Raw genomic sequence first — 12,861 nt, 5'->3', positions numbered from 1 at the left:
GACGCCGTGATCCAGCACGCCCCGTGGTTCGAGGAGTCCCGCCTGGGCATGTTCGTGCACTGGGGGCTGTACTCCCTGGCGGCGCGGCACGAATGGGTGATGAACCGCGAGGAGATCACTGTGGAGGAGTACTCGAAGTACTTCCACCGCTTCGATCCGGACCTCTACGATCCGCGCGAATGGGCCAGGGCCGCCCGCAACGCCGGCATGAAGTACGTGGTGCTGACCACCAAGCACCACGAAGGCTTCTGCCTCTGGGACTCGGCCCTCACCGACTACAAGGCCACGAATGCCCCGGCCGGCCGGGACCTGATCGCACCCTATGTGGAAGCGCTGCGGGCCGAGGGGCTGAAGGTGGGCTTCTACTATTCGCTGATCGACTGGCACCACCCCGACTTCACCGTGGACTCGGTGCACCCGCAGCGGAACGCTCCGGATGTCGACGCTTTGAACGAGGGCCGGGACATGGCCCGCTACCGGGAGTACCTGCACGGCCAGGTCCGCGAACTGCTCAGCAACTACGGCACCATCGACTACCTGTTCTTCGACTTCTCCTACCCGGGCGGCATGGACGGGCACCCGGCCGGCGGCAAGGGCCGGGACGACTGGGGCTCGCAGGAACTGCTGGCCATGGTCCGGGAACTGCAGCCCGGGATCGTGGTCAACGACCGACTCGACCTGCCGGGAGACTTCGTCACCCCGGAGCAGTACCAGCCGGCCGGTCCCATGATGTCCGACGGCGTTCCGCTCGCCTGGGAGGCGTGCCAGACCCTCAACGGCAGCTGGGGCTACGACCGGGACAACCTCGACTACAAGAGCCCGGACCTCGTGGTCCGGATGCTGGTGGACGGGGTGTCCAAGGGCGGTAACCTGCTGCTGAACGTCGGCCCCACGGCCCGCGGCAGCCTGGACCCGCGGGCCGCGGAATCCCTGGCGGGCATCGGCGAGTGGGTGCGGCTGCACGGCCGCTCCATCTACGGCGCCGGGCCGTCGTCCTACGTTCCTCCCGCCGACGCCCGCTACACCCAGCGCGGCGACAGGCTGTACGTCCACCTGTTCGCCTGGCCGTTCGGCTTCGTGCACCTGCCCGGGCTGGCCGGCAAAGTGGAGTACGCCCAGCTGCTTAACGATGCCTCCGAACTCCGCCTCCAGGAACCGGACCCGGAGCAGGAGGCCTATGCCGCCACCCCCGGTGCCCAGCCCGCGGGGACACTGAGCGTCAAGCTGCCCGTCCAGCGGCCGCCGGTGGCCGTGCCCGTGCTGGAACTGTTCCTCAAGGAGGGCACAGATGCCTGAAACCATCGCCTTGCACACCCGGCTCAAGCCCGGCGCGGAGCAGGAATACGCCGATGCGCACGCTTCCATTCCGGCCGAACTCGTCGCGGCCCTGAAGGACGCCGGGGTGCGGAACTGGCGGATCTGGCGCAGCGGCCTGGAGCTGTTCCACCTTGTGGAGGTGGACGATTACCAAGCCATGCGCCACGCCCTCGCCGACCACCCCGCCAACGTGCTCTGGCAGGCCCGGATGGGGGAACTGCTCGAGGTCGAGGACGACTACTCCGGCAACGACTCCGGCATCCCGAAGGTCTGGGAACTGCCATGAGTGCCGCCGCCACCGCAAAGCTGGGCAGGCTCGGTTTCGGCGGGGCCGGGATCGGCAACCTCTACACGGCAATCCCCGACGGCGAAGCCCTCGCCACCGTCCTCGCGGCCTGGGACTCCGGCGTCCGCTATTTCGACACGGCCCCGCATTACGGCCTGGGTCTGTCGGAGCAGCGGCTCGGCGCCGTCCTCCGCGACAAGCCCCGCGGAGACTTCGTCATTTCCACCAAGGTGGGCCGGTGCCTGGAACCGCAGGACGCCGCCGGCCGCCGGGACGGCGAGGGCTTCGATGTTCCGGCGGATGCGGTGCGCCGCTGGGACTTCAGCGAACACGGTATCCGGCAGAGCCTCGAGGATTCCCTCGAACGGCTGGGCCTGGAGCGGGTGGACATCGCCTACCTGCACGACCCCGATGCCTTTGATCTCGACGCCGGGATCCGCCAGGCGCTGCCCGTGCTGGAGAAGCTCCGTGGCGAAGGGCTGGTGGACGCGATCGGCGTCGGCACGAATTCCGCGGAGGCCGCGCTCGCCTGCGTCGACGGCGCGGACCTTGACCTCGTGATGCTCGCAGGCCGCTACACCCTGCTGGAGCAGCCGGGAGTCCCGTTGCTGGAGCGCAGCGTGGAGCGCGGCACCGGCATCGTGGCCGTCGGTGCTTACAACTCCGGCCTCCTGGCCCGGCCGGAGGTGCCGGACGATGCGCACTACAACTACGGCCAAGCACCGCGCGCCCTGCTTGAACGCGCTCGCGCGCTGGCGGCGCTGTGCCGGGACTTCGGCGTCGAGCTCCCGACGGCGGCCCTGCACTTCCCGCTGCGGCACCCGGCCGTGGTGAACGTGACGGTGGGGGCACGCAGCCCCGAGCAGATCACCGCGAACGCCACACGCATGGAGACCGCCGTGCCGGAGGAACTGTGGGACGCGCTCGACGCCGGCGGTTCCGGGGGCGCCGCGTGATCGACGCGCACCTGCACCTCTGGGAGCTGACGCCCGGGGCGTACTCATGGCTCGGGCCGCAACACGGGGCCCTGTTCCGCACGTACACGGCGGAGGAGGCGGAGTCGGTGCTGGCCGCCTCGGGTGTCCCGGGTGTTGGAGTTAAGGGCGCCGTCCTGGTCCAGGCGGACGACACCCTCGCGGACACGGAGGCGATGCTCGCGGTGGCGGACAGCAATCCCTGGGTGCTCGGCGTCGTCGGTTGGATCCCGCTGGAGCGGCCCGCCGACGCGGAAACCCAGCTGGCCCGCTTCACCGCCCACCCAAGGTTCCGCGGCGTGCGGCACCTGGTCCACAACGATCCCCGGGACAACTTCCTTGATCTCGCCCCCGTGCGGGATTCGCTCCGGCTGCTGGCTACGCAGGGCCTGGCGTTCGACGTGCCGGACGCCTTCCCGCGGCACCTCGGCGCTACCGTGCGGCTCGCCCGCGACCTTCCGGAACTGACCGTCGTCCTGGACCACCTTGGCAAACCGCCCCTGGGGGCGGGCACGGAGCCCATGGCACGGTGGCGCACCGATTTCCGGGCGCTCGCGGAGCAGCCGAACACGGTGGCGAAGCTTTCCGGCCTGCACTTGCCCGGCGTTCCCTACACGGCCGCGGCCCTGCGGCCGCTCTGGGAGGAAGCCCTGGAAGCGTTCGGCCCGGAGCGGCTGATGATCGGCGGCGACTGGCCGGTCTGTACCCTCGGCGCGCCATATGAGCGGACCATTGGCGCGTTGCTGGAGCTGCTCGGCGAGCTGGCCGACGCCGAACGGCAGCAGGTCCTGGAAGGCACCGCGGCGCGGGTGTACGGCTTGGAAGGGTAGCTGGCCGAGTAGCTAAAGCGCCTGCCGCAGCCAGTTCTCCACGCCGCTGATGTGCACGGTGACCAGCGCCCGCACCAGTTCGGAGTCGCCGCGTTCCAGCGCTTCCGCGATGGCCTTGTGCTCGGCCAGGGTGTGCGCCACGGCCTTCTCCTGGGTGATGCCGCGCCAGATGCGTGCCCGCACGGTGTCCCCGGAGAGGGCCTCGAGCAGTCCGCTCAGGTAGTCGTTCCCGGCGGCTGCGGCGATGATGCTGTGGAATTCGAGGTCGTGGGCCACGAGCTCTTCCACGTTGGTGGCCTCGTCGATCCCGTCCATCGTGGCGCGCAGCGCGGCCACTTCCTCAGGCGTGATGCGGCTTGCCGCCATGTGGGCCGTGGCCGGCTCCAGGATCCGGCGGACTTCGAAGAGTTCCAGGATGGAGCGGTTCTGGTGCAGTTCCACCACGAAGGCCACGGCCTCGTTGAGCAGCTTCGCGTCCAGGCTGGTGACGTAGGTGCCGTCGCCGCGCCGCACGTCCAGCACGCGGATGAGTTCCAGTGCCTTCACGGCTTCGCGCAGTGAGCTGCGGGACAGGCCGAGGCTTTCACTGAGCTCCTTTTCCGGCGGCAGCCGGTCCCCGGCCTTGAGCTCGCCGCGGATCAACATGTCCTTGATCTTGCCGATCGCTTCGTCAGTCACCGCCATGGCTCAATCGTAGCGGCGAGTGGTCCGATGTCTGCGGAACGGCGGCGCCGTGCGACGAACTTGAAACTATACCGTCTGGACGGTACAGTTTTTGTTTGTCAGAGTTCCGACCATTTCGAGAAAGCGGCCACCATGACCACGTCCGTCACCAAGCGCGAACGCTTCGCCGAGAGCGAGGCGGTTCTCCGTCCCGATCCCGTCCGCGGCAAGCAGCCCGGTGCCGGACGTCGTTGGCTCGCCCTCGGCGCCCTGATGTTCCCGGTGCTGCTGATCGCCGTCGACAACACCGTGCTCAGCTTCGCTGTCCCGTCCCTGTCCCTCGCGCTGCAGCCCAGCGGCACCGAATTGCTGTGGATCATCGACGTCTACGCCCTGGTGCTGGCCGGCCTGCTGGTCCCGATGGGCAGCATCGGCGACCGGATCGGCCGCCGCAGGCTCCTGCTGATCGGCGCCACCGGCTTCGCGCTCGTCTCCGTGCTGGCGTCCTTCGCCACCAACGCCGGCCAGCTCATCGGCGCCCGCGCCCTGCTGGGCGTCTTCGGCGCCATGCTGATGCCCGCGACGCTCTCCCTGATCCGGAACATATTCACCGACCCCACCGAACGTCGCACCGCGATCGCCGTCTGGGCCGCGGCCTTCTCCGGCGGCGCGGCCCTCGGCCCGCTGGCCGGCGGCCTGCTCCTGGAGCATTTCGAGTGGGGTGCCGTGTTCCTGCTGGCCGTGCCGATGCTGCTGCCGCTGCTGGTCCTCGCGCCGCTCGTGCTCCCGGAGTCCAAGGACCCGAAGCCCGCGGCCGTCGACCCCGCCAGCATCCTGCTGGTCATGGCCGCGATGGTTCCGTTCGTGTACGGCATCAAGGAATTCGCGCACGACGGCGGCCCGGCCGCACTGCTGCCGCTCGCCGTCGGGCTCGTGGCAGGTGCGCTGTTCGTCCGCAGGCAGCTGCACCGGCAGCGCACCGGCAAGGCGCCGATGCTGGACATGTCCCTCTTCCGGCACAAGGCGTTCAGCGTCTCGCTGGCCGCGAACCTGCTGAGCATCTTCTCGCTAGTGGGCTTCATCTACTTCATGTCCCAGCACCTGCAGCTCGTGGCCGGCCGCACGCCGCTCGAGGCCGGGATGCTCATGCTCCCGGGCCTGGCGCTGACCATCGTGGCCGGCCTGGTGACGGTGCCGGTAGTGCGCAGGATCCGCCCGGCCCACGTGGTCACCGCGGGGCTGCTGCTGAACATGTCCGGCTACGCCGTGGTGCTCCTGTTCGGCCAGGGCGGGGAACTGTGGGCGCTGCTGCTCGGCTTCGCGATCGTGGGCTCGGGCGTGGGTGCCGCCGAGACCATCTCCAACGACCTCATCCTGGCCAGCGTCCCGGCACCGCAGGCAGGTGCGGCGTCGGCGATCTCCGAGACCGCCTACGAGGTGGGTTCGGTGATGGGCACCGCGGTACTCGGCAGCATCCTGACCGCCGCCTACCGCTCCGCCGTCGAGGTGCCGGCAACGCTGGCCGGGGACGCCGCCCGGCAGGCCTCCGAGACCCTCGGCGGTGCGATCGACGCCGCCAAGGTGCTCCCGGCGGAGCAGGCCGAAGCGCTGCTGGAGTCCGCCCGGCACGCCTTCGATTCCGGCGTCGGGATGACCTCGGCGATCGGCATGGTCCTGATGCTGGCCGCCGCGGTGATGGTCGCCGTCGTGCTGCGGAAGCCGAAGGCGGCTTAAAAGCAGGAAGGGCAGCGAGCACTATGCTCGCTGCCCTTCCTGTTCAAGGCTCGACTAGATGTAAGGCTCGACTAGATGGAGTCTTCCGAACCCGGGGCGGGGCGGTTGGCCACCACCGGGGACAGGCCGGTGAAGCCGTCGCGGGCCTCGGCGATCTCGTGGATCTGCTTGCGGCAGGCGTACCAGCCGGCCACCATCAGGGCGATGGCCACCAGGGTGACCAGCAGCGTGAACGGCGAATCGATGAACACCATGGTCAGTACCGCCGCCAGGAACAGCAGCGTGAGGTAGCCGGTGACGGGTGCGCCCGGCATCCGGAAAGCCGGCCGCTTGAGCCAGCCCTTGTCGGCCCAGCGCTTGAGCTGGATCTGGCAGAGGACGATCGTGGCCCAGGTGGAGATGATGCCCACGGACGCGACGTTGAGGACGATTTCGAAGGCGTCGGCAGGAACGAGGTAGTTCAGCGGGACGCCCAGCAGGGAGACACCGGCGGTAATGGCGATGCCGCCGTAGGGCACACCGGCCTTGTTCATGCGCTGGGCGAACTTCGGGGCCGAGCCGGCCACGGACATGGAGCGCAGGATGCGGCCGGTGGAGTACAGGCCGGCGTTCAGCGAGGACAGCGACGCGGTGAGGACCACCAGGTTCATGATGGTGTCCACGCCCTCCACGCCGATGGAGCCGAAGAAGGTCACGAACGGGCTGACGCCCTTCTGGAAATCGGTGAACGGCAGCAGCAGCGAGAGCAGGATGACCGAGCCGACGTAGAACACCGCAATACGGAAGACCACGGAGTTGATGGCCTTGGGCATGATCTTTTCCGGGTTCTCGGTTTCGCCCGCGGCGGTGCCCACCAGTTCAACGGAGGCGTAGGCGAACACGACGCCCTGCATGAGCAGGATCATCGGCATGATGCCGTTGGGGAAGATGCCGCCGTTGTCGGTGATGAGGGAGAAACCGGTGGGGGCGCCGGTGGGGGTGCCGAAGATGACGAACCAGAGGCCCAGCACCAGGAAGGCCACCAGGGCTGCCACCTTGATCAGCGCGAACCAGAATTCCATCTCGCCGAAGACCTTCACCGAGACCAGGTTCAGGGCCAGCACCACCACCAGCGCGATGAGCGCCCAGGCCCACTGCGGCACGGCGCCGATCCAGTCCACGTACCGGCCGAAGAAGTTCATGTAGATGGCCGCGGCCGTGATGTCCACGATGGTGGTCATGGCCCAGTTGACCCAGTAGAACCAGCCCGAGGCGAAGGCAGCCTTCTCGCCGAAGAACTCACGGGCGTAGGAGACGAAGGAGCCCGAGGACGGGCGGTGCAGGACGAGTTCGCCCAATGCGCGCAGGATCAGGAACACGAACGCGCCGCAGATTGCGTAGGCGAGGACCAGCGAGGGCCCTGCAGCGTTCAGGCGGCCGCCGGCGCCCAGGAACAGGCCGGTGCCGATCGCGCCGCCGATCGCGATCATCTGGATCTGACGCGGCTTGAGGTTCTTGTGGTAGCCCTTGTCCTCGGCGTGCAGCAGCTTCTCGGTTGCGTGCGCCTGCGGCGGGACCGTGTGGTCGGTGATGGGTTGATTGCTCATGGGGATCCTTAGGGGTGTCCTGTGGGGAGGTTCCGGTTAGGGGACGACGGCGGAAAGCCGGCCGCCGTCGTCGTGCTCGCTGCCGCTCGTGTCGCAGGGCGGTGCACCCTGCCGGGGAGGGCGGCAGCGGAGGGTCAGCTGCTCAGGTTGGCGAGCCGTTCGGGACGCAGCAGCTCGTTCAGCTGTTCTGCGGTCAGCATTCCGTGCTCCAGGACCAGCTCGGCGACGCCGCGGCCGCTGGCCAGCGCTTCTTGGGCGATGGCAGTGGCGGAGGCGTAGCCGATGTGCGGGTTCAGGGCCGTGACCAGGCCGATCGACTGCTCCACGGTGAGGCGCAGGCGCTCGGTGTTGGCGGTGATGCCACGCACGCACCGTTCGGTGAGCGTGTGGCAGGCAGCTTCCAGGTGGGAAATGCTCTTGTGGATGCTGTGGACGATGATTGGCTCGAAGGCGTTCAGCTGCAGCTGGCCCGCCTCGGCCGCCATGGTGACGGTGACGTCGTTGCCGATGACCTCGTAGGCCACCTGGCTGACCACTTCCGGGATCACCGGATTGATCTTGCCTGGCATGATGGACGATCCCGACTGGACAGCCGGGAGGTTGATTTCGCCCAGTCCCGCGCGCGGTCCGGAGGACAGCAGGCGGAGATCGTTGCAAATCTTGGAGAGCTTCACGGCAACGCGCTTGAGCACGCCGGACAGGTGCACGAAGGCTCCGACGTCCTGGGTGGCCTCGATGAGGTCCACCGAGGTGACCAGCGGCAGGCCGGTGATAGCTGCCAGGTGGCGGCAGGCTGCCTCGGTGTAGCCCTTCGGGGCGTTCAGGCCGGTGCCGATCGCGGTGGCGCCCAGGTTGATTTCGTGGATCAGCAGCTGGGACTCGGCCAGGCGGGCGCGATCCTCGCCGATCGTCACGGCGTAGCCGCTGAACTCCTGGCCCAGGGTCATGGGCACGGCGTCCTGCAGCTGGGTGCGGCCCATCTTGACCACGGTGCGGAATTCCCGGCCCTTGTCCGCGAAGGCTCCTTCGAGGATTTCGAGGGCCTTGAGGAGCCCCTGGACCGAGAAGATCGTGGCCAGGTTGACGGCGGTGGGGTACACGTCGTTGGTGGACTGGCTCAGGTTGACATGGTCGTTCGGGTGCAGCCGGGCGTAGTCGCCCTTGGGGTGGCCCAGGATTTCCAGGGCGCGGTTGGCGATCACCTCGTTGGCGTTCATGTTGGAGCTGGTGCCGGCGCCGCCCTGGATCACGTCCACCATGAACTGCTCGTGGAGCTTGCCGTCCAGGATGTCCTGGCAGGCCTGCTCGATGGCCGCGGCGCGCTCGGCGTCCAAGAGGCCGAGTTCACGGTTGGTTCGGGCGGCGGCCAGCTTCACGGCGGCCAGGCCGCGGACCAGGTCCGGGTTGCTGGAGAGCCGCTGGCCCGTGATGGGGAAGTTCTCGATCGCGCGGAGGGTGTGCACGCCCCAGTACGCGTCGGCGGGGACGTCGCGGTCGCCCAGGAGGTCGTGTTCCGAGCGGAAGCGGTGATCGTCGTTGCTCATGGCTGTCCTTGTCAGTGGGTCTTTGTTGCGTCTGTGGTCTGCGTCAGCGGGAGGCCTGCGTTAGCGGCCTGCGTTAGCGGGAGGAATGGAGGCCGGCGGCGGTTGCGGGCAGGAAGCCGGCGGCGCGGAGGACACCGACGGCTTTGCCACCGCCCAGCACCGGCGGGATCTGCAGCTCTGCCAGGGCATCGGCGTCGACCCCCAACTCGGCGAGCACCCGGAGGGTGACGGGCAGTCGGGCGCGGTCGCCGCCGTCGGAAATCTTGATCGCGATGCCGGTCCCGTCCGCCAGGCCGACCAGCTGCAGGCCCTCGAAACCGTCCTTGGCGAGCAGGCCCGGCACCGCGCGCATCAGGGCGGTGACGTCGCGGCCTTCGCCGGCCACCATCTCCGGGAAGGCGCGCATGGCGTGGGCCACCTGGCCTTCCTGGCTTTCCGGGGCGGCGGACGCGAGCCGGCCGTAGGCGCGGGCCATGCCGCGCAGGCTGTGGGCGAAGAGCGGGGTGCCGCAGCCGTCGGTGCTGACCGCGGCGGCGTCCTCGCCGGTAAGTTCGGTGATGGTGTCGCGGACCAGGCGCTGGAGCGGGTGCTCCGGGCTCAGGTAGCCCTCCACGGGCCAGCCGTTGATGGTGCAGACGGCGGCCATGGAGGCGTGCTTGCCCGAGCAGTTCTGGGCCAGCTGGGTGGGGCCCTTGCCGGCGCGGAGCCAGGCCTCGCGCTCGTTGGTGCCGTAGGGGAGGTCGGTGCTGTTGGCCAATGCACCTTCGTCCAGGCCGTGCATTTCGAGGATCCGGCGGGCGCCGTCCTGGTGCATGGCCGCGCCCGAGTGGCTGGCCGCGGTGAGGGCGAGGAGGTCCTGCGGAAGCTTGAGCCCGGCGCGGAGCAGGGCCACGGCCTGCAGCGGCTTGAGGGAGGAACGCGGGTAGATGGGCGCGTCGGGATCGCCGGCGGCCAGCTTGGTTTCGGGCTGCTTGTCCGCGTTGTCCGCGGCGGGGCCGAGGGCGATGAGCGAGCCGTAGTGGATGCTCTCGACAAGGCCGTCGCGGGTCTGCTCGGCCAAGGGGACGTGGTGCATGGCGTCCTTAGGTAGTTGCTTGCTTCGTGGTCTGTGTGGTTGTTCGGCCCGCGGGCGGGCGGGTCAGTCCGCGGGGGAGCTGAGGATGCTGTCCAGGGCGACGCTGACCGCGGCGAGGTGGGCTGCCATGGCGGCTTCGGCCGCTTTGGCGTTGCCGGCGTCGATGGCTTCGATGATGCGGAGGTGTTCGTCGTCGGAGGCGTGGCGGCGGTCGGCCACCATGTTCAGGGTCTCGGACTGGTGGGCGAGGGCCTCGCGGATATCGGCGACGACGCTTTCGAAGACCTTGTTGCCGCTGGCCCGGGCGATCGTGGAATGGAAGGCGGCGTCAAGGCTGACCCAGCCCTCGGGGTCGTTTTCGGCGAGCATCTCCTCCATGAGGCCGCGGAGCTGCTTGAGGTCCTCATCGTTCCTGCGCTGTGCTGCCAGTCCGGCGGCGGGAACCTCGATGTGCGGGCGGGCTTCGTTGAGGTCGCGGGCGGAGTACTGGCCCAGGGTGAGGTCGTTGGCCACCTTGTCGGCGACCACGAATGTGCCCTTGCCGGTTTTCGTAATTGTCAGGCCGAGCGCGTTGCAGGAGCGGAGGGCTTCCCGGATGACGGAGCGGCTCACGCCGTACTGGCCGGCGAGGGTGGCTTCGGAGCTGAGTTTCGCGCCGAGTTCGACGGCGCCGGATTCGATGTCCTGCCGGATGGCGTTGAAGACCGCCTCGGCCGCGCTGAGTCGGGCAAGGGGAGTGGCGGGACGCGGCGCCGGGGTGCTTGGCAACGGCGACTGGCCGCCGTCGGCCTGTCCTGCTGTCCGGCTGTCTGACAGGTTCACGGTTAAGAATATGGCACGGGTCACAAGGGTGTGTCAATTGGAGGGGTTTAGGCGTTCTGGGGGCGGGGTCGCGTGGGCGTGGGCTCTCACGGGCGGCCGGCGGACATTTTGCTGGATCACATCTGCCGCTCCAGGGTGATGCCGCCGGAACGTCAGGCCTTCGGGCATGCGGGGTGAGGGTGATCCAGCAGAATGTCCCGGTTCGCGGCGCATAATCGAGATGGAATGGCCGGTGAAGGGCTGGCCCGCGGGCAAGGAGGTCCGGATGCAGCCGCCGCCACGCATCACCATCGAGGTCCCGCTGCTCAGCCTGGGCGAGGGAGCAGCCGACTTTGAGGCGCTGGGCAGCTACGTTGATGCGTTGCGCAGGCCGCGCGGGCTGCATATGACCTTGCTGCATGTGGGAATCCTCGAAGACTTCGCGGCGGATGTGGCCGCCTGGACCAAGGGGTTTACCAGTGCCGACTCCGCTCTGGAACGCACTGCCTCCTGGCTGCGTGGCCTGCCCGTCCTGGCGGGATTCACGGCCAGCGCGCAGCGTCTGCTCGTCCTGGGCGGCGGCCGGGTCTCGGGTTTGGAAGTAGAAGTTCCGCAGGCTGTGAGGGATTTCCAGCTTTCCCTGGTTGTGGCGCTCCACGGCCTTCTCGACGACCTTGCGGTGGACAACATCGACGACTTCATCCTCAGCTCACCGGCACTCGGCTACAGGTCTCCGCGCTGGATTCCCCACGTCGCTGTGGGCCGGCCCAAGACCAGACATCGCAGGCCCACCGACATCGAACCGCTGGCGTTGGAGTTCGGGGCGTCGCGGATCAGGAACGAGTGGGCATTGGGCGGTGTTGAGCGGATCCCCTAGCCGACGCAGATCGTAAGGTCGATGGCCCCGCACTCATCCAAACGCCTGCGCGAAGATGCTGCTGACGGTCACTGACGTTTCAATCAGAAGGACAACGCCCGAGAAGTCGAAAGCGTTCAAGCCGTGCGTTCGGCTGTTCGGGCATCGGCCGAGCAGCCGTTTTCTCTTGGTTATGCAGCGACCGCCGTTGGTGTAGTCCCTGGCCCAGCACCAGCGGAATGCCAGCCAGAATCCCGACAGGCCGATGAGAACAATCGACGTTGCAGGAATCCAAGGATTGGCCCACGCGGGTAGCACTTGCGCGAACACGGCAACCACTTGAACGGCAGCGATAAGCGCCAGGCTCATCAGCCACGGCCAAATCTTGTGCCACCACGATGCCGGCCCCGACGTCTCATCGGAATCCAATGGTCTGATCCGCTGCAGTGACGCCCGGGTCATGGTCGACCGGTTCCGGGAGCCCTCAACGTCTTCAATCCAACTTCGGGCCGCTCGCAGTTGTTCGGCGGCCCGCGCCCTTTCCTGTTCAAGGGTGTCTCCCTTGGCAACTAGGACCTCTTTTTCACGACGGTGTGCGGCCAAGGCGTCTTTGTGTTCCTTCGCTCGTCTGAGGCTTCCTCGACGGTAGGCGTCGATCTTGTCGTGGGCAGCTCTCAGGTCTTCGTTCAGGCGGAAGACGGCCTGCTGAAGGGTCGTGTGTTGTTCCTGCAGATCATGGGGGGTGGCCCAGCCCAGGACCGGATTCTCAACTGATTCTCCACTAGCCGACTTGTGGCGCCTAGAACTAGAAAACGGGAACACTTCGCCGTTGAGAAAGGCGCGAAGGAATGTGTCAAGGGCTACGGTGCTGGCCTTCGGTTCAATCCGACGGGTCCGGCGGCCATGAGACCTTCGTCGACGGAGATGTGAACGTTTCCCACTTCGGTGGTGCGCACAAGTTCCGGCGGTTCCAAGTAGGCGTTAATTCCGACGCCATGAGCTTTGTCCAGCCAACCGCAGTGGTGCGTAATCCAGAGGACGTCGAAACCCGCTTTCCTCAGACTGGTGTCGGCGGCGTTCCGATCCTCGAGTGAGACGCGTTCGAGCTCTAGGAGACTGCTGAACAACGTGATCGTGGGGCGGGCGGAACGCCACCAATGGCCGTCAAGCGGCGTGTTCGGGTCAGCACCCGTGG

At 67.9% G+C, this 12,861-nt stretch carries 13 protein-coding genes; 6 read left to right on the top strand and 7 right to left on the bottom strand.

What is annotated here, in order from left to right; all coding sequences use genetic code 11:
* The first annotated feature begins 6 nt into the window (after positions 1–6).
* From D3654_RS04090 to D3654_RS04075, 4 genes are read left to right on the top strand one after another with little or no spacing between them, the layout of a single operon-like run.
* Positions 7–1,296 carry an alpha-L-fucosidase gene (locus tag D3654_RS04090; RefSeq protein WP_120520253.1) on the top strand — a complete coding sequence of 430 codons (1,290 nt, stop codon included), beginning with the start codon at positions 7–9 and terminating at the stop codon, positions 1,294–1,296.
* Positions 1,289–1,603, top strand: coding sequence for an L-rhamnose mutarotase (locus D3654_RS04085; protein ID WP_120520252.1), 315 nt, complete (start codon positions 1,289–1,291; stop codon positions 1,601–1,603). Before D3654_RS04090 ends, D3654_RS04085 begins: the two co-directional genes overlap by 8 nt.
* A complete protein-coding gene (locus D3654_RS04080) occupies positions 1,600–2,559 on the top strand; it encodes an aldo/keto reductase (protein WP_120520251.1) in 960 nt (319 codons plus the stop codon). Before D3654_RS04085 ends, D3654_RS04080 begins: the two co-directional genes overlap by 4 nt.
* Complete coding sequence (locus D3654_RS04075) at positions 2,556–3,407, top strand: amidohydrolase family protein (RefSeq protein WP_120520369.1); 852 nt, start codon at positions 2,556–2,558, stop codon at positions 3,405–3,407. The genes D3654_RS04080 and D3654_RS04075 overlap by 4 nt, the downstream gene beginning before the upstream one ends.
* A 12-nt stretch (positions 3,408–3,419) precedes the next feature.
* On the opposite strand, the gene D3654_RS04070 is transcribed toward D3654_RS04075, so the two are convergent.
* Positions 3,420–4,091: a FadR/GntR family transcriptional regulator gene (locus tag D3654_RS04070; RefSeq protein ID WP_120520250.1), complete on the bottom strand. Its 672-nt coding sequence runs from the start codon at positions 4,089–4,091 to the stop codon at positions 3,420–3,422.
* A gap of 132 nt (positions 4,092–4,223) precedes the next feature.
* On the opposite strand from D3654_RS04070, the gene D3654_RS04065 reads away from it, so the two are divergent.
* Positions 4,224–5,804 (top strand): MFS transporter, encoded by a 1,581-nt coding sequence (locus tag D3654_RS04065; protein WP_120520249.1) that lies wholly within the window; start codon positions 4,224–4,226, stop codon positions 5,802–5,804.
* A gap of 71 nt (positions 5,805–5,875) precedes the next feature.
* Here D3654_RS04065 and D3654_RS04060 read toward each other — a convergent pair whose 3' ends face one another.
* The 4 genes from D3654_RS04060 to D3654_RS04045 all read right to left on the bottom strand — a co-directional run bounded on the left by D3654_RS04060 (position 5,876) and on the right by D3654_RS04045 (position 10,831).
* Positions 5,876–7,390 (bottom strand): amino acid permease, encoded by a 1,515-nt coding sequence (locus D3654_RS04060; protein ID WP_120520248.1) that lies wholly within the window; start codon positions 7,388–7,390, stop codon positions 5,876–5,878.
* A 134-nt stretch (positions 7,391–7,524) separates the two neighbouring features.
* Entirely contained in the window at positions 7,525–8,934 is a 1,410-nt protein-coding gene (gene aspA, locus D3654_RS04055; protein ID WP_120520247.1) for an aspartate ammonia-lyase, read from the bottom strand.
* A gap of 73 nt (positions 8,935–9,007) precedes the next feature.
* The gene (locus tag D3654_RS04050; RefSeq protein ID WP_120520246.1) at positions 9,008–10,009 is read right to left on the bottom strand and encodes an asparaginase; all 1,002 of its coding nucleotides are present in this window, start codon (positions 10,007–10,009) and stop codon (positions 9,008–9,010) included.
* 63 nt (positions 10,010–10,072) lie between these two features.
* On the bottom strand, positions 10,073–10,831 hold the full coding sequence (locus D3654_RS04045; protein WP_425359390.1) for a FadR/GntR family transcriptional regulator: 759 nt from the start codon (positions 10,829–10,831) through the stop codon (positions 10,073–10,075).
* 265 nt (positions 10,832–11,096) lie between these two features.
* Here D3654_RS04045 and D3654_RS04040 point away from each other — a divergent pair, with 265 nt between their 5' ends.
* On the top strand, positions 11,097–11,687 hold the full coding sequence (locus tag D3654_RS04040) for a hypothetical protein (RefSeq protein WP_120520368.1): 591 nt from the start codon (positions 11,097–11,099) through the stop codon (positions 11,685–11,687).
* A 33-nt stretch (positions 11,688–11,720) separates the two neighbouring features.
* Here the strand turns inward: D3654_RS04040 and D3654_RS04035 are convergent, their stop codons facing one another.
* Positions 11,721–12,269, bottom strand: a complete 549-nt coding sequence (locus tag D3654_RS04035) for a hypothetical protein (RefSeq protein WP_120520244.1) — start codon at positions 12,267–12,269, stop codon at positions 11,721–11,723.
* A 257-nt stretch (positions 12,270–12,526) separates the two neighbouring features.
* A partial coding sequence (locus tag D3654_RS20635; RefSeq protein ID WP_205571727.1) for a hypothetical protein occupies positions 12,527–12,861 on the bottom strand: 335 nt, incomplete at its 5' end.

Source organism: Arthrobacter celericrescens (genome assembly GCF_003614925.1).
GTDB lineage: Bacteria > Actinomycetota > Actinomycetes > Actinomycetales > Micrococcaceae > Arthrobacter > Arthrobacter celericrescens.
Note: the sequence above shows the minus strand (reverse complement) of the source record. Positions and strands in the feature narration are given on the sequence as shown.

Bases quoted from the DNA above. Each gene is read 5' to 3' on its own strand.
- D3654_RS04080 (WP_120520251.1), top strand. From the start codon at position 1,600: ATGAGTGCCGCCGCCACCGCAAAGCTGGGCAGGCTCGGTTTCGGCGGG.
- D3654_RS04050 (WP_120520246.1), bottom strand. From the start codon at position 10,009: ATGCACCACGTCCCCTTGGCCGAGCAGACCCGCGACGGCCTTGTCGAG.
- aspA (WP_120520247.1), bottom strand. From the start codon at position 8,934: ATGAGCAACGACGATCACCGCTTCCGCTCGGAACACGACCTCCTGGGC.
- D3654_RS04060 (WP_120520248.1), bottom strand. From the start codon at position 7,390: ATGAGCAATCAACCCATCACCGACCACACGGTCCCGCCGCAGGCGCAC.
- D3654_RS04070 (WP_120520250.1), bottom strand. From the start codon at position 4,091: ATGGCGGTGACTGACGAAGCGATCGGCAAGATCAAGGACATGTTGATC.
- D3654_RS04065 (WP_120520249.1), top strand. From the start codon at position 4,224: ATGACCACGTCCGTCACCAAGCGCGAACGCTTCGCCGAGAGCGAGGCG.
- D3654_RS04085 (WP_120520252.1), top strand. From the start codon at position 1,289: ATGCCTGAAACCATCGCCTTGCACACCCGGCTCAAGCCCGGCGCGGAG.
- D3654_RS04040 (WP_120520368.1), top strand. From the start codon at position 11,097: ATGCAGCCGCCGCCACGCATCACCATCGAGGTCCCGCTGCTCAGCCTG.